The organism is Burkholderia sp. AU19243, assembly GCF_018148075.1.
Classification (GTDB): Bacteria; Pseudomonadota; Gammaproteobacteria; order Burkholderiales; family Burkholderiaceae; genus Burkholderia; species Burkholderia latens_A.
The window spans coordinates 702,018-717,918 of record NZ_JAGSTV010000001.1; the positions used below are offsets into that span (position 1 = coordinate 702,018).

Below are 15,901 nucleotides of genomic sequence, written 5' to 3' on the forward strand. Positions count from 1 at the left end.
GGATGCGATTATATTTTTCAGTAATTCCTGAATAAATGGACAACGGTGCAAGTCATTTTTACGAATCCTGAGATAATATTTGTTCGCTCCTGTGCAACAATCCCTCCGGATTCAAACGGGTATTGGGATGGATACGCTACAAAACATGCGGGTATTCGTCCGCGTGGTCGACGCGGGAAGCTTTACCGCGGCCGCCCAGCAGATGAATTCGACTACCGCCTACGCATCGCGCGCCGTGTCGGATCTCGAAGCGCACCTGCGCACGCGCCTGCTGAACCGGACGACACGCCGGATCGCGCTGACGGAAGCCGGCGAGCGCTACCTGCAGCGCTGCGAGCAGATCCTCGCGTACGTCGACCAGGCCGAAGCCGAAGCGGGCGACGCGCACGCGCGCCCGTCGGGCAAGTTGAAGGTCCATTGCTTCACGAGCCTCGGACAGCACTACCTGGTGCCTGCCATCGCGCGCTACCGGCAGCGCTATCCGGACGTGCACGTCGAGCTCACGCTCGCGCAACGGATGCCCGACCTGCTTGACGAGGGATACGACGTCGCGATCGTCGTCGGGCGCGACCTGCCGGATTCGGGGCTCGTATCGCAGCGGCTCGGCGAGAGCTACAGCGTCGTGTGCGCATCGCCCGGCTATGTCGACGCACACGGCGCGCCGCGCACGCCCGCCGATCTGGAGCAGCACGTGTGTCTCGGGATGGTCGCGCCCGGTTTTCACTTCGACGAGTGGTCGCTGTCGGGGCCGCACGGCGATGAGGTCGTTCCGATCACGGCGCCGCCGTTCCGCGTGAACGTCGCCGAGGCGCTCGCGGTGGCGGTGCGGGAAGGAATGGGAATCGGCGGGCTGCCGCTCTATTCGGCGATCGCCGGGCTGCGCAGCGGGCAGATCGTGCGCGTGATGCCCGAATACCGGTCGCACGTGATGAACATCTACGCGCTGTACCCGTCGCGCCAGTATCTCGACGCGAAAATCCGGACCTGGGTCGATTTCCTGCGCGACGAGCTGCCGGCCACGCTGCGCGCCGACGAAGCCGCGCTCGCGAACTTCACCGCTGCGACATGACCGCGCAGTCGCGCGCGATCTGACGAGATTTGTCGTTCACGCAACATTTTTTTACTATCGGAACGCAGACAGTTTGATACTGTTCAAACATAGAGATTTGGATCTGCCCACACCGGAGTCGCAATGGATACGCAACTGATCATCGGCCTTGGAGTTCTGCTTGGCGCGGCCGCCGCCGCTGCGGCGACGCGCGATCTGCTGCGCGCGATGAAGGCGCAGGCGAAGCCGGTGCCGGTGCGCGTGCGCGCGTCGTCGAACGGTTCCCGTCGCACCGGGCGCTGAGCGCCGGCATTCAGATCGACGCGGGCCGCAGCGTGCGGCCCATGGTCTGTGGGCTCGGCGCTCAGCCGAGTTCGATCACCTTGTCCCAGCCGAACGCCGGGTTCTCCCGCTCGCCGGTGCGCCGGTGGATATAACCGCGCGGGTTGCACACCACGCGCGTACCGCTGTCAGTCACGTAATCGAATGACGTATGCGTGTGGCCGTGGATCCACAGATCCACAGGCGGCCGCACCAGCTCCGTCAGGTCTGTGACGAATCCCGCCGAAGCGAGATCCTGCGCATAACGCTCGGCCAGCGAGCGCAGATGCGGCGCATGATGGGTGACGACGATCGTGCGGCCCGCGAACGGCGTCGCGAGGTGCGCCGCCAGCCATGCGCGGCTTTGCCGGTGCAGCGCGATCGCGTCGGCCGGCGTGAAATCGCGCTCCGGCGCGTTGCGCGCATGCAGCGCCGCGTCGTGCGGCCAGGTCACCTGGATCAATCCCTTGAAATCGAGCATTACGCGCATCCCGGCGTCGATCGCGCGCGCGACGCTCGCATCGTCGGCGCCGAACAGCGAGAAATCGGCCCACAGCGTCGTGCCGAGCACGCGAAAGCGCTGTGCGCGATCGACGTACACGCCGTTGTTCAGGTAATGCACGTGGTCGATCGCCTGCGCGGCGTCGCGCATCGCGGTTTCGAGCGCGCCGAATTCCCCGTCGTAATACTCGTGATTGCCCGGCACGTAGATTACCGGCACGCCGGGATCGAACGTCTCGGCCGACCAGCGCAACCCTTCCGCGTGGTTGTGGATGTCGCCGGCGAGCACGACGAGATCCGCGTCCGCATGCGCGATCGTGTCGGGCTGGTTGCTTTCGAGATGCAGGTCGGACAGCACGCGAACTCTCATGGGCATCGCTCCGGTTTCGGGGTGTCAGCGCAGAACCTTGCCGGGATTCATCAGCCCGCGCGGGTCCAGCGCGGTCTTCAGCGTGCGCATCAGCGCCGTTTCGACCGGCGATTTGTAGCGCTGGGCGTCGTCGATCTTCAGCTGGCCGATCCCGTGCTCCGCGCTGATCGTGCCGTGGTGGCGGTGCACGTTGTCGTACACGATCCGGTTGATCGGCTTCTGGAACGTCGCGAGGAACGCCTTCGGATCGCCGCCTTCGGGCGTCTGAACGTTGTAGTGCAGGTTGCCGTCGCCGAGGTGGCCGAACGTGACCATCCGTGCACCCGGCGCAGCCTGCTGGATCGCCGCGTCGGTTTCGTCGATGAAGCGCGCGATCGACGAGATCGGCACTGCGATGTCGTGCTTGATGTTGAGACCCTCGTCGGCCTGCGCGAGCGGGATATGCTCGCGGAGATCCCAGAACGCGCGCGACTGCGCGAGATTTTCGGCGACCACCGCGTCGACCACGAGCCCGGCGTCGAACGCTTCTTCCATCAGCTTTTCGAACAGCGCGCGCGCATGCGTTTCGCTTTCGTTGTCCGACAGCTCCAGCAGCACCGTCTGCGCGTGCGTGCGGTCGAACGGGTAGCGCAGCTGCGGATAGTGCTTGCCGACGAGTTGCATGCAGAAGTCCGACATCAGCTCGAAGCCGGTCAGCAGCGGGCCGGCCGCCCGCTGCGCGAGCGCGAGGAAATCGAGCGCAGCATGGGGCGACTCGAGCGCGGCCAGCGCTGTGACTTGCGCGGCCGGCAGCGGATGCAGCTTCATCACAGCAGCCGTGATGATGCCGAGCGTGCCTTCCGCACCGATGAACAGGTCGCGCAGGTCGTATCCGGTGTTGTCCTTGCGCAGCCCGCGCAGGCCGTCCCATACGTCGCCCTGCGGCGTCACCACCTCGAGCCCGAGGCAAAGCTCGCGCGCGTTGCCGTAGCGCAGCACCGCGGTGCCGCCCGCGTTGGTCGACAGGTTGCCGCCGATCGTGCAGCTGCCTTCGGCCGCCAGGCTCAGCGCGAACAGCCGGCCGCCTTCGCGGGCGCGCGCCTGCACGTCGGCGAGGATCACGCCGGCTTCGACGGTAATCGTGTTGTTGTGCGGGTCGAGCGCACGCACGCGGTTCAGCCGTGCGAGGCTCAAGACGGCCTGCGCGCCGCTCGTATCGGGCGTCGCGCCGCCGGCGAGGCCGGTATTGCCGCCCTGCGGCACGAGCGCGACGCCGTGCGCGTTCGCGAGCCGGACTAGCGCGGCGACTTGCGCCGTATCGGCCGGTTTCAGCACCGCGCACGCGCTGCCCTTGTAGCGGCGGCGCCAGTCGATGACGAACGGTTCGGTGTCGTGCGGATCGGTCAGCACGTGTGCAGCGCCGATCGCGTCGCGACAGGCGGATACGAATGCGTCGGAGGAAATCATCACGTTCGGTCGCGTAAGGGTCGGGGCGCGGCCCGCTGCTGCTTCGCCGCGCGCTTGAACGGCGCGACGTATGCGAGCGCGGCCACGAAGAAGCCGACGGCGAGTGCGGTCTCGCACCAGCCGAGCGTCGCGGACAAGCCGCGGTCGGACATGCCGCGCACGACGCCTTCGGCGAAATAGACGAGGATCAGCATGCTCGCCCACTGCATCGTATAGATGTTACGCCGCCAGACGCCGGGCAGTGCGAGCGCGAGCGGCACGGCCTTGAGCATCAGCGCGGACCCGCCCGGACGCAGCGGCGCGAGCCACAGTTCCCACGCGAGCGACAGCGCGATCAGCGCGGCCAGACACGCGCAGGCGGCGAGCGCGCAGCGTGGCCGCGCGGCGACGGCGGGGCGGCCGGGCGCGTTCATGCGGCCCCGGCGGGCCGCGATGCCTGGGCGTCGGCCAGCGCCGCCGCCGCGCGGGCGAGGCGCACGCCGAGCGCGGCGGCAAGCGCTTTTTCGTCGGCCGACAGCCCCGCGGGCGCGCTGCGATCGTGCTGCGACACGTGCGATGCGCCGTACGGCGTGCCGCCGGTACGCGTCGTGCTGAGCGCGGATTCCGTGTACGGGATGCCGACGATCATCATCCCGTGATGCAGCAGCGGCAGCATCATCGACAGCAGCGTCGATTCCTGGCCGCCGTGCAGGCTGCCGGTCGACGTGAACACGCATGCCGGCTTGCCGGTCAGCGCGCCGGACAGCCATTGCGGCGTCGTGCCGTCGAGGAAATACTTGAGCGCCGCGGCCATGTTGCCGAAACGGGTCGGCGAACCGAGCGCGAGGCCCGCGCATTCCTCGAGATCGCGCAGTTCGGCGTACGGCGGGCCATCGTCGGGGATGTCGGGGGCGGTGGTTTCGCAGACGGTCGACACGGGCGGCACGGTGCGGATGCGCGCCTGGACGCCCGGCACGCTGTCGATGCCGTTCGCGATCGCGAGCGCGAGATCGCGCGTCGCGCCGTGGCGGCTGTAATAGAGGACGAGAATGTCTTTCATGGGCGGCGGAGCTGCGTGCGGCCGTGCGCATGCGCGGTGCAGTCGGCCCCTGCTGGATCGAGCGGCTATTATAGGGGCTGAAGCCGTCGCGCAGCGCGGCGGCGGCGCGCCGTCGGGTGCGCGGCATCGAGAAGGAGAAGCCGTTTGCCGAAGTTGAGCGTCGATCTCGACACCATCAAGCGCCTTGCGCAGTTCGCGGCCCGGCGCAGCGCGGAGGATCGCATTCCGCAGGTCGCGGGCAGCCTCACGTTCACGACGATGCTGGCCCTCGTGCCGCTCGTGACGGTCGCGTTCGCGTTGTTCACCGCGTTCCCGATGTTCGCGTCGTTCCAGATCTCGCTGCAGGGGTTTCTTGCCGACCACCTGATGCCCGCGCAGTTCAACGTCCAGATCTTCAAGTACCTGAACCAGTTCGCGTCGAAGGCGAAGGGGCTGACGACCGCGGGCCTGATCGTGCTCGTCGTCACGTCGGTGATGACGATGATGACGATCGAATCCGCGTTCAACCTGATCTGGCGCGTGCGCAAGCCGCGGCCGTTCGCGCAGCGCGTGCTCGCGTACTGGGCGTTGATCACGCTCGGTCCGCTGCTGTTCGGCGTGAGCCTGTCGATCTCGTCGTACCTGTTCACGCAGTCGCTCGCGTTCACCGGCGCCGCGCCGTCCACCTCGATCGTCGAGTGGCTGCTCGCGTTCGCGTCGCTGCCGCTGACCGTGCTCGCGTTCACATTGTTGTACGTATACCTGCCGAATTGCACGGTCGCGTGGCGCGACGCGGTGATCGGCGGGCTGTTCGCGGCGATCGCGTTCGAGCTCGCGAAGCGCGGCTTCGGCTATTACGTGCGGCGCATTCCGACCTATACGGCCGTGTACGGCGCGTTCGCGGCGCTGCCGGTGTTCCTCCTTTGGGTGTACCTGAGCTGGTTCATCGCACTCCTCGGCGCGATGGTGGCGTCCGCGCTGCCGGCGATTCGGGTCGGCCAGTTCCATCGGATCCACTATCCGGGCAGCGACCTGCTCGATGCGCTCGAACTGCTCGCGCGGCTCGCCGAGGCGCGTGCGGTTGGCAAGCCCGGCTACAGCGCGCTGCGGCTCGCGACCATGTTGCGCTGCGACATGGAAACCGCACAGCGGCTGCTGCTGACGATGGAGGAGCGCGAATGGATCGCTCGGCTGGACAATGGCGAACTCGCGCCGCGCTACATCCTGCTGGCGAATCCGGAGCAGCTGACGCTGGCGCAGCTGTTCGACGTACTGGTGATCGACCGCACCGAGCTGACCTATCAGCTGCAGCGACGCAGCAGCCACGTCGAAGGCGCGGCGCTGCTCGCGGTGCTGTCGAACGACCGGTTCGACGTATCGCTCGCGTCGCTGATCGCCGCGCACCGGCTGTCGGGGGCGCGTCCGGCGCAGGCCGAGCACGGCGACGTGCCGGACGGCGCGCGCGACCCGCACGCGCGTCCGCCGAAAACGGCGTGATGCGGTGCCGGCCAAGCGTTACAGCGGAATCTTGCCGGTGCAGATGTCCCTGAACATCACCCAGTCGCCCATCAGGCTGTAGATCGGGTGGCGGAACGTGGCGGGGCGGTTTTTTTCGAAGAAGAAGTGCCCGACCCATGCGAAACCGTAGCCGCACACCACCGCGGCCGGCAGCCACAGCCAGTGGCCGGTCGCGATCGCCATCGCGACGCAGCCGATCACGCCCAGCGAGCCGATGAAGTGCAGCCGCCGCGACGTCAGGTTCTGGTGTTCGTTCAGGTAGTACGGATAGAAATCCGCGAAGCTGGCGAATTGCTCCGAATGCGTATGCGCCATGGCCGTCTCCTCGGGCCGCCGTCCATGCGGCCATTGTGCGGCGGGCCGCCGGCATCCGCAAGCGGGGCGGCTGCGCTGCGCGGGCACGCGCTTTCCTTTTGACAGGCTTTCCGATAGGATCGAAAGCGGATTTGCATTCAAGCATGAGGGGACTACGATGCGCGTCAGCGATATTCTGAAAGTGAAGGGCAACACGCTGTTTACGGTGACGCCCGATAAGCCGCTGCGCGAAGCGGTCGACACGATGGCCGAACACGACATCGGCTCGCTCGTCGTGATGGAGTACGGCGATCTCGTCGGGATGCTGACGTTCCGCGAGATCATTCTGCGCCTGCGCGAAAACGGCGGGGCGATCGGCGACGTGCAGGTGCGCAAGGTGATGGACGAGCCGCTCACCTGCACGCCGGAAACCGATGTCAACGAAGTACGCCGGATGATGCTCGAGCGCCATGCGCGCTACATGCCGGTGCTCGACAAGAAGGTGCTGATGGGCGTCATCTCGTTCTACGACGTTGCGAAAACGGTCGTCGAGGCGCAGAGCTTCGAGAACCGGATGCTGAAGGCCTACATCCGCGACTGGCCGGAATCGGAAGCCGAAGCGCAGAAGCCGTGATACGCGTCGCGCCCGTTGCCGTTGTGCGCGGGTTCGGCCATTCGGCGCACGGCGGCGCAGGTTCAGCCTGCGCCGCCGTTTTTTCAACCACCACACACCGCCCGCGCAGCTTCGCCCAGACGACGCGCGCGTATTCCGCATGAGCGATCACACGCAAGTTTCTTCCGCATCGCGCGGCGAACGGCGCGCCCACGCTTCGCAGTTCGACCTGCTGCGCCAGCGCCGTTTCGCGCCGTTCTTCACGACGCAGTTTCTGGGCGCACTGAACGACAACGTGTTCAAGATCGGCTTCACGTCGCTCGTCACGTACCACACCGCGCGCTTTTCCGGCGTCGACGCGAAGACGGCCGCATTCCTGATCTCCGCGATCTTCATTCTGCCGTTCGTGCTGTTCTCGGCCACGTCCGGTCAGATCGCCGACAAGTACGACAAGGCGACGCTCACGCGCTTCGTGAAGAGCTTCGAGATCGTGCTGATGCTGGTCGGCGCGGCCGGTTTCGTCACGCACAGTGCGACGCTGCTGTATCTGTGCACGTTCATGATGGGTATGCACTCGACGCTGTTCGGCCCCGTCAAGTATTCGTACCTGCCGCAGCATCTCGGCGATCATGAACTCGTCGGCGGCAACGGCCTCGTCGAGATGGGCACGTTCATCGCGATCCTGATCGGCACGATCATCGGCGGCGCGGCCGCCGGCATCGAAGGCAGCGGCGAGCGCGTGCTGGCGGTCAGTGTCGTCGTGATCGCGCTCGCGGGGCGGCTCGTCGCGCAGCGCGTGCCGCCGACGCCGGCGCCGCAGCCCGATCTCGCGATCAACTGGAATCCGTTCAGCGAAACCTGGCGCAACCTCGGGCTCGCGCGGCAGAACCGCACCGTGTTCCTGAGCCTGCTCGGCATTTCGTGGCTGTGGTTCGTCGGCGCGACGTTCCTCACGTCGTTCTTCAATTTCGCCAAGGACGTGCTGTCCGCGAGCCCCGACGTCGTCACGGTTCTGCTCGCGACGTTCTCGGTCGGTATCGGCCTCGGCTCGCTGCTGTGCGAGCGTCTGTCGCAGCGCCGTGTCGAGATCGGCCTCGTGCCGCTCGGCTCGATCGGCATCAGCGTGTTCGCGATCGAGCTGTATTTCGCGAGCCGCGCGCTGCCGTCGCCCGGCCATCTGCTGTCGGTCGGCGAGTTCCTCGCCGGCGCGCGCCACTGGCGCATCCTCGCCGATCTGTTCCTGCTCGCAATGTTCGGCGGCTTCTACAGCGTGCCGCTGTACGCGCTGATCCAGAGCCGCAGCGCGCCGACCCACCGCGCGCGCATCATCGCCGCGAACAACATCCTGAATGCGCTGTTCATGATTCTGTCCGCGCTGATGGCGATGGCGCTTACCAAGGCCGGGGTCGGCATCCCGGGACTGTTCCTCGTCACCGCGCTGCTGAACGTCGTCGTCGCCGCGTACATCTACCTGCTCGTCCCCGAATTCCTGCTGCGCTTCGTCGCGTGGGTGCTGGTGCATACGTTCTACCGGATCCGGCTCGTGCACGCGGAACGGATTCCCGAAGACGGCGCTGCCGTGCTCGTGTGCAACCACGTGAGCTACGTCGACGCGCTGGTGCTCGCCGCTGCAAGCCCTCGGCCGATCCGGTTCGTGATGGATCACCGGATTTTCAAGACGCGCTTCGCGAGCTGGGTGTTCCGGCACGCGAAGGCGATTCCGATCGCACCGCGCCACGAAGATCCCGACATGCTCGCGCGCGCGTACGACGCATGCGAGGTCGCGCTGAAGGACGGCGAGCTCGTGTGCATCTTCCCCGAGGGCAAGCTGACGAAGACCGGCGACATCAACACGTTCCACCACGGTGTCACGGAGGTTCTGAGCCGCACGGCGGCGCCCGTGATCCCGATGGCGCTGCGCGGGCTGTGGGGCAGCTATTTCTCCCGCCATGCGGATGCGCGGATGCCGCGGCCGATCAAGCGCGGTGTGATGAGCCGGTTGACGCTCGCGGTCGGCGAGCCGATTCCCGCGTCGCTCGCGACGCCCGAGGCGCTGCAGGCCGCAGTGACCGAACTGCGCGGCGCGCGCAAGTAGCCGGGGCGGTCAAGGCGGCTTGCCGGTCATCGCGGCGGCTTCGGCACAGCCGGCCGCCACCGGCAGACGCGCCGGCGGCGCGCACGAGCACGATGCGGCCGCGCACCGGCCCCGCGGCTAACGCGTGTGGTCCGAACGGTTCACGCGGCCCGCGGGCGCGGCGCGGCTGGCATAATAGCGGTTTACCTCTTTCGACCGGCAAACGATCGGCGCTGCCCGCGGCTGCGGCGGCGCATCGGTTTGTCCATTTCTCTTTGGGCGGTTCCATCATGTCCGGCAATACCCTCGGCACGCTTTTCACTGTCACGACCTTCGGCGAATCGCACGGTCCCGCGATCGGCTGCGTGATCGACGGCTGCCCGCCGGGAATGGGGTTGACCGAAGCCGATATCCAGGCCGAACTCGATCGCCGCAAGCCCGGCACGTCGCGGCATGTGACGCAGCGGCAGGAGGCCGACGAGGTCGAGATTCTGTCGGGCGTGTTCGAAGGCGTGACGACCGGCACGCCGATCGCGCTCTTGATCCGCAACACCGACCAGCGCAGCAAGGACTACGGCAACATCGTCGAGACGTTTCGTCCGGGTCATGCCGACTACACCTACTGGCAGAAGTACGGGATTCGCGACTACCGTGGCGGCGGCCGTTCGTCCGCGCGCCTGACCGCGCCGATCGTCGGTGCGGGCGCGGTCGCGAAGAAGTGGCTGCGCGAGCGCTTCGGCGTCGAGGTGCGGGGCTACATGAGCGGCCTGGGTGAAATCGACGTGCCGTTCGTCGACTGGTCGCACGTTCGCGACAACCCGTTCTTCGCGCCGAACGCGGCGATCGTGCCGGAACTCGAGGCGTATATGGACGCGCTGCGCAAGGACGGCGACTCGATCGGCGCACGCATTGACGTCGTCGCGTCGGGGGTGCCGGTCGGCTGGGGCGAACCGGTGTTCGACCGGCTCGACGCGGACATCGCGAAGGCGATGATGAGCATCAACGCGGTGAAGGGCGTCGAGATCGGCGCAGGTTTCGACAGCGTCGCGCAGCGCGGCTCGGTGCACGGCGACGAGCTGACGCCGGCCGGCTTCGTCGGCAACCATGCGGGCGGCGTGCTCGGCGGGATTTCGACCGGGCAGGACATCACCGTGTCGATCGCAATCAAGCCGACGTCGAGCATCCGCACGCCGCGCCGTTCGATCACGAAGACGGGCGACGAGGCGACGGTCGAAACCTTCGGCCGCCACGATCCGTGCGTCGGCATTCGCGCGACGCCGATCGCCGAGTCGATGCTCGCGCTGGTGCTGATCGACCATGCGCTGCGCCATCGCGCACAGTGCGGCGACGTCGAAACGTCGACGCCGAAGATCGCCGGCAGCGCGACCTGACACGCGCGGGCCGGCAACCGCCGGCTCAACCGATACGATCCGAAGCGGGGCGCCTGGAGCGCCCCGTTCTCATATGGCTGCGACGGGCGGCGGTGCGGCCGATTCGCGCACGCGCAGTTCCGGCAGCACCGCGCAGCCGGATCCGGTTGCGCCGTGCTCGAGTGCGTCGAGCAGCGCGCGGGCGGCCTTGCGGCCGATCGCATCGGTGTCGACCCACATCGTCGTCAGCGCCGGCCGGATTTCACGTGCAAGCGCGACATCGTCGAAGCCGGTGATCGACAACTCGGATGGCACCGCGACGCCGATCGCCTGCGCCTCGAGCAGCGCGCCGAGCGCAAGAGCGTCGTTCCCGCAGATCACGGCCGTTGGACGCGTCGGCCCGCTGTCGGCAATGGCCCGCAGGCTCGCGCGGCCGAACGCGATCGTGGCCGCGCCCTCGTGCTGGTGGAGCGGCCGCACCGCGAGCCCGTGCGCGGCCAGCGTATCGTGAATGCCGCGCAAGCGGGCCTGTACGCGGTCGTTGTTCGCGGACGGCTGCATGATGATCGCGAAATCGCGATGGCCGAGGTCGAGCAGATGCGTAGTCAGCCGCGCGAACGCCGCGTGGTTGTCGAAACCGATGCAGCAATGCGGGCTGTCGTCGCGGTATGCGTAAGTGACGACATAAGGCACCCGATGCAGATCGAGCAGCTCGAATACTTCGGGCGGATGGGCTTCGCCGACCAGCGACACGGCTTCGACGCCGCGCGACAGCATCGCGCGCACCTGCGCGAGCGCCTGCGCGGGATCGTAGTTCGAGCAGCCGAGGAAGAGGGTGATGCCATGTTCGGCCATGACCGCCTGCATGCCCGCGACCTGCGACGCGAACACCTGGTCGTCGAGTGTCGGAATGATCGCGCCCGTAATGTGGGTGCGCGTGGACGCGAGCGCGCGACCGGCTGCATTCGGAATCCAGTTCAACGCGCGTGCCGCGTCGCGCACGCGCTGCTGGACGTCGGCCGACACCTTGCCGGGATCGTTGTACACACGCGAAACGGTCGCGGTCGACACGCCGGCGAGTTTCGCGACGTCCCCGAGCACCGATCGGCCGCTGCCGCGCCGCGCACGCGCGGCGCCGCCGCTGGATGGGGGCGTGCTCATCGGTGACTCCGGGCCGCAACCGTCGCGCGGACCGCGCGCGTTCTCAACAACGCCATCGTTTACCCTCGATTCGTCGTGGTCCCGCTTGCATTCACGGTCCTGCCTGTGAGAATGTAAGCGCTATCCTGATGCCAGTCCATATTATGTCAGACGCACGTTCCAGCCGCATCACCATCCCGTTTTTGTCGACGCCGTCTTGTTCGGCGATTTTGTTTATCGCTAATGTAAGCGATTACATTCGATGAAGGATCATACGAAACCCCCGAAGATCGCGGTGGCCGGCAGCATCAACGTCGACCTCGTCACGCACGCACCCCGCCTCCCGGTGCCGGGCGAAACGTTGCTCGGCACGACGTTCCGGACGGTTCATGGCGGCAAAGGCGCGAACCAGGCCGTAGCGGCCGCACGTCTCGGCGCATCGGTCGCGATGATCGGCTGCGTCGGCAACGACGCGTTTGGTGCGCGCCTGTACGACGCGCTCGCGGCGGAACGCATCGACGTCACGCACGTGCGCCGGATCGACGGCGACGCAACCGGCGTCGCGACGATCACGGTCGACGAGCGCGGCGCGAACAGCATCGTCGTCGTGCCCGGCGCGAACGCGCGCCTCGATACGGAATCGATCGACGCGGCCCGCGACGCGATTGCCGGCGCTGCACTGCTGGTGTGCCAACTCGAGGTGCCGATCGAAACCGTCGCGCGTGCGATCGGCTGCGCGATCGCGCATCGCACGCCGGTGCTGCTCAATCCGGCCCCCGCGCGGCCGCTGTTCGACGCGTTGCTGGCCCGGATCGATTACCTCGTCGTCAACGAAACGGAGGCGGAGTCGCTGACCGGCATCGTCGTCGGCGACGACGCATCGGCGGTGCGCGCCGCCGATGCATTGCGGGCGAAGGGCGTCGCGAACGTGCTGGTGACGCTCGGCGCGCGCGGCGTCTGCTGGCGCGGCTGTGCAGGGAGCGGCCGCCACCCGGCCGTTGCAGTGACCGCCGTCGATACGACGGCGGCGGGTGACACGTTCGTCGGCGGATTCGCGGCCGCCCGGGCGGGCGGTGCGTCGATGGACGATGCAATCGCATTCGGGCAGCGCGCTGCCGCGATCAGCGTCACGCGCCACGGCGCGCAGACGTCGATTCCGACCCGCGACGAAGTGGATCGCACGGCCGCATAAATTCCGCGACGACGGAACGGCCGAGCGACCCGGCAACCATCAAGGACATGGAGACAATCGCAATGAACGAAACCCTCGCTGTTCCCGTCGCGCCGCCCCGTATCCGGCGCGGACAACGTATCGCGCTCGCGCTGTTGATGGTGAGCGGAGTCGTCAACTATCTCGACCGCGGCACGCTGGCCGTCGCGAGTTCGGCAATCCGGGCGGATCTCGGGCTGTCGCTGTCGCAGATGGGCGTGCTGCTGTCCGCCTTCTCGTGGAGCTATGCGCTATGCCAGTTTCCGGTCGGCGGGCTCGTCGATCGTATCGGGCCGCGCCGGCTGCTCGGTATCGGGCTGATCGTGTGGTCGGTCGCGCAGGCGGCGGGCGGCATGGTGTCGACGTTCGGCTGGTTCATCGTCGCGCGGATCGTGCTCGGCATCGGCGAGGCGCCGCAGTTCCCGTCGGCGGCGCGCGTGGTGAGCAACTGGTTTCCGCTGCGGGCGCGCGGCACGCCGACCGGCATCTTCAACGCGGCATCGCCGCTTGGCACCGCGCTTGCGCCTTTGCTGCTGTCGGTGCTCGTCGCATCGCTCGACTGGCGTTGGGCGTTCATCGTAACGGGCGCGCTGGGCCTCGTCGTCGCCGCCGTCTGGTTCGCGCTGTACCGCGATCCGGCGCGCGCGCAACTGAGTGCGGCCGAACGCGCGTATCTCGATGCCGATGCGCAGACGACCGCAGCCACGCCGAAGCTGACCTTCGCCGACTGGCGCAGCCTGTTCTCGCATGGCACGACCTGGGGCATGCTGATCGGCTTCTTCGGGTCCGTCTATCTGAACTGGGTCTACCTGACGTGGCTGCCGGGCTACCTGACGATGGAGCGTCACATGAGCCTGATTCGCACCGGGTTTGCGGCGTCGGTGCCGTTCCTGTGCGGGTTCGTCGGTTCGCTCGTCGCCGGCTGGCTGTCCGATCTCGTCACGCGACGCAGCCGCTCGCCGGTCGTGAGCCGGCGCAATGCGGTGGTCGTCGCGATGCTCGGGATGGTCGCGTTCACGATTCCGGCCGCGCTCGTGCAGAGCAACACCGTGGCGCTTGCCTGCATTTCGGTGGTGATTTTCCTGGCGAATGCGGCATCCGCGTGTTCGTGGGCGCTCGCGACGGCGGCCGCACCGCCGAGCCGCGTTGCGTCGCTTGGCGCGATCCAGAATTTCGGCGGCTTCATCGGCGGTGCGCTCGCGCCAATCCTGACGGGCGTCATCGCGCAGAAGTGGTCGTTCGTGCCGGCGTTGCTGACGGCGGCGGCAATCGCATTCGCCGGTGCGATGTCTTACCTGCTGCTGGTGCGCAAGCCGATTCCCGAGCAGGCCGCGAGCCCCGCACCCGGACCGCTGCCGGCCTGAGCGCCGCCGCTACACCGCGCATTTACTGAAGGAAGGAGAAAAAAGATGCAACACCATCAGCAGTCGACCGCGACCATCGAAGGGATCGTACCGGTGATGCTGACGCCGTTCGACGACGCCGGCGCGATCGATTATGCGGGCCTCGAGCGGCTCATCGAATGGTATCTGGCGCACGGCTCGGACGCGCTGTTCGCTGTCGCGCAATCGAGCGAGATGCAATTCCTGAGTCTCGCCGAACGGGCTGAACTTGCGCGCTTCGTCGTCGAGCGCGTGGCCGGGCGCGTGCCGGTGGTCGCATCCGGGCACATCAGCGACGATCTCGATGCGCAGGTCGCCGAGCTGCGCGCTGCAGCCGAATCGGGTGCGCAGGGCGTCGTGCTCGTGACGAACCGTCTCGATCCGCAGCGCAAGGGCAGCGCCGCGTTTCTCGACCATCTTCACGCGCTGCTCGCCCGGTTGCCGTCCGATCTGCCGCTCGGCCTGTACGAATGTCCGGCGCCTTACCGGCGGTTGCTGTCCGATGACGAGCTGCGTGCGTGCATCGACACCGGCCGCTTCGTGATGCTCAAGGACGTCAGCTGCGACCTCGAAACCGTAAAGCGGCGCGTGGCGCTCGCCGCGGGCTCGCCGCTGAAGATCCTGAACGCGAACGCCGCGATCGCGTGGGATGCGATGAAGGCCGGCTCCGCCGGCTTCAACGGGGTGTTCACCAACTTTCATCCCGATCTGTACCGGTGGCTGCGCATGCACGGCGATTCGGATCCGGCGCTCGCCGACGAGTTGTCGACGTTCCTCGTCGTATCGGCGGTGTCGGAAGTGCTGGGCTACCCGGCGCTCGCGAAGATCTATCACCAGCGGATCGGCACGTTCTCGTCGATTCGCTGCCGCGCGATCGACTACGACGTGCGCGAGCGGTTTTGGGCGCTCGACGCGGTGCTCGACAAGATCGTCGCTGGCACGGAGCATTTCCGCTGGCGGATCGCAGCCCGGTAGCGGGGTAGCCGGTCGGGCCGTGCGCGCGGTGTATCGGCCGCGCGCACGCTCGGGTGCCCGAAGGCGATCCGCCCAAAAAAAAACGCCGCGCGAGGCGGCGTCTTCCGGCAGGTTACATGTTCGGATAATTCGGCCCGCCGCCGCCTTCGGGCGTGACCCACACGATGTTCTGCGTCGGGTCCTTGATATCGCAGGTCTTGCAGTGCACGCAGTTCTGCGCGTTGATCACCAGCCGGTCGCTGCCGTCGTCGTTCTTCACGAACTCGTACACCGCCGCCGGGCAGAAGCGCGCCTCCGGCCCCGCGTACGTGCGCAGGTTCACGTTCACCGGCACGCTCGCGTCCTTCAGCGTCAGATGCGCGGGCTGGTTTTCCTCGTGGTTCGTGTTCGAGATGAACACCGACGACAGCCGGTCGAACGTCAGCTTGCCGTCCGGCTTCGGATACGCGATCGGCTCGCACTGCGACGCCGGCTTCAGCATCTCGTAGTCTGCATGCTTGTGGTGCAGCGTCCACGGCACGTTGCCGCCCATCACCTTCTGCTCGAGCCCGACCATCAGCGTGCCGAGATACAGGCCCTTCGCCATCCATTGCTTGAAGTTGCGTGCGCGGTACAGCTCCG

General features: G+C 67.3%; 16 protein-coding genes. 9 read left to right on the plus strand and 7 right to left on the minus strand.

Annotation, left to right across the window (positions count from 1 at the left end):
- The first annotated feature begins 127 nt into the window (after positions 1–127).
- Together KDW55_RS03395 and KDW55_RS03400 are read left to right on the plus strand one after the other, a co-directional pair.
- Positions 128–1,069, plus strand: a complete 942-nt coding sequence (locus KDW55_RS03395) for a LysR family transcriptional regulator (RefSeq protein ID WP_212161554.1) — start codon at positions 128–130, stop codon at positions 1,067–1,069.
- Positions 1,070–1,192: 123 nt separating this feature from the next.
- The gene (locus KDW55_RS03400; RefSeq protein WP_167432640.1) at positions 1,193–1,351 is read left to right on the plus strand and encodes a hypothetical protein; all 159 of its coding nucleotides are present in this window, start codon (positions 1,193–1,195) and stop codon (positions 1,349–1,351) included.
- A 61-nt stretch (positions 1,352–1,412) separates the two neighbouring features.
- Here KDW55_RS03400 and KDW55_RS03405 read toward each other — a convergent pair whose 3' ends face one another.
- From KDW55_RS03405 to wrbA, 4 genes are read right to left on the minus strand one after another with little or no spacing between them, the layout of a single operon-like run.
- Positions 1,413–2,240, minus strand: coding sequence for a metallophosphoesterase (locus KDW55_RS03405; RefSeq protein ID WP_212161555.1), 828 nt, complete (start codon positions 2,238–2,240; stop codon positions 1,413–1,415).
- Positions 2,241–2,264: 24 nt separating this feature from the next.
- On the minus strand, positions 2,265–3,686 hold the full coding sequence (locus tag KDW55_RS03410; protein ID WP_069241308.1) for an FAD-binding oxidoreductase: 1,422 nt from the start codon (positions 3,684–3,686) through the stop codon (positions 2,265–2,267).
- Complete coding sequence (locus KDW55_RS03415; RefSeq protein WP_040144011.1) at positions 3,686–4,099, minus strand: DUF2069 domain-containing protein; 414 nt, start codon at positions 4,097–4,099, stop codon at positions 3,686–3,688. The genes KDW55_RS03410 and KDW55_RS03415 overlap by 1 nt, the downstream gene beginning before the upstream one ends.
- A complete protein-coding gene (wrbA, locus tag KDW55_RS03420) occupies positions 4,096–4,725 on the minus strand; it encodes an NAD(P)H:quinone oxidoreductase (protein ID WP_040144012.1) in 630 nt (209 codons plus the stop codon). The genes KDW55_RS03415 and wrbA overlap by 4 nt, the downstream gene beginning before the upstream one ends.
- 144 nt (positions 4,726–4,869) lie before the next feature.
- On the opposite strand from wrbA, the gene KDW55_RS03425 reads away from it, so the two are divergent.
- A complete protein-coding gene (locus KDW55_RS03425) occupies positions 4,870–6,201 on the plus strand; it encodes a YihY family inner membrane protein (protein ID WP_040144013.1) in 1,332 nt (443 codons plus the stop codon).
- 18 nt (positions 6,202–6,219) lie between these two features.
- On the opposite strand, the gene KDW55_RS03430 is transcribed toward KDW55_RS03425, so the two are convergent.
- Complete coding sequence (locus KDW55_RS03430) at positions 6,220–6,537, minus strand: Mpo1-like protein (protein WP_040144014.1); 318 nt, start codon at positions 6,535–6,537, stop codon at positions 6,220–6,222.
- A gap of 157 nt (positions 6,538–6,694) precedes the next feature.
- On the opposite strand from KDW55_RS03430, the gene KDW55_RS03435 reads away from it, so the two are divergent.
- The 3 genes from KDW55_RS03435 (at position 6,695) to aroC (ending at position 10,594) form a co-directional block, all read left to right on the plus strand.
- The gene (locus tag KDW55_RS03435) at positions 6,695–7,150 is read left to right on the plus strand and encodes a CBS domain-containing protein (RefSeq protein ID WP_040144015.1); all 456 of its coding nucleotides are present in this window, start codon (positions 6,695–6,697) and stop codon (positions 7,148–7,150) included.
- 139 nt (positions 7,151–7,289) lie between these two features.
- Positions 7,290–9,224 carry an MFS transporter gene (locus KDW55_RS03440; protein WP_212161869.1) on the plus strand — a complete coding sequence of 645 codons (1,935 nt, stop codon included), beginning with the start codon at positions 7,290–7,292 and terminating at the stop codon, positions 9,222–9,224.
- A 269-nt stretch (positions 9,225–9,493) separates the two neighbouring features.
- Positions 9,494–10,594 (plus strand): chorismate synthase, encoded by a 1,101-nt coding sequence (aroC, locus tag KDW55_RS03445; RefSeq protein ID WP_069241311.1) that lies wholly within the window; start codon positions 9,494–9,496, stop codon positions 10,592–10,594.
- Between the two features lie 69 nt (positions 10,595–10,663).
- Here aroC and KDW55_RS03450 read toward each other — a convergent pair whose 3' ends face one another.
- Entirely contained in the window at positions 10,664–11,734 is a 1,071-nt protein-coding gene (locus KDW55_RS03450) for a LacI family DNA-binding transcriptional regulator (protein WP_059547557.1), read from the minus strand.
- A gap of 241 nt (positions 11,735–11,975) precedes the next feature.
- On the opposite strand from KDW55_RS03450, the gene rbsK reads away from it, so the two are divergent.
- The 3 genes from rbsK to KDW55_RS03465 all read left to right on the plus strand — a co-directional run bounded on the left by rbsK (position 11,976) and on the right by KDW55_RS03465 (position 15,280).
- The gene (gene rbsK / locus KDW55_RS03455; RefSeq protein WP_069241312.1) at positions 11,976–12,905 is read left to right on the plus strand and encodes a ribokinase; all 930 of its coding nucleotides are present in this window, start codon (positions 11,976–11,978) and stop codon (positions 12,903–12,905) included.
- Positions 12,906–12,967: 62 nt separating this feature from the next.
- The gene (locus KDW55_RS03460; protein WP_212161868.1) at positions 12,968–14,287 is read left to right on the plus strand and encodes an MFS transporter; all 1,320 of its coding nucleotides are present in this window, start codon (positions 12,968–12,970) and stop codon (positions 14,285–14,287) included.
- Between the two features lie 45 nt (positions 14,288–14,332).
- Positions 14,333–15,280 (plus strand): dihydrodipicolinate synthase family protein, encoded by a 948-nt coding sequence (locus tag KDW55_RS03465; protein ID WP_212161867.1) that lies wholly within the window; start codon positions 14,333–14,335, stop codon positions 15,278–15,280.
- Between the two features lie 112 nt (positions 15,281–15,392).
- On the opposite strand, the gene KDW55_RS03470 is transcribed toward KDW55_RS03465, so the two are convergent.
- The coding region (locus KDW55_RS03470; protein ID WP_212197860.1) for a 4Fe-4S dicluster domain-containing protein at positions 15,393–15,901 on the minus strand (509 nt) is incomplete at its 5' end.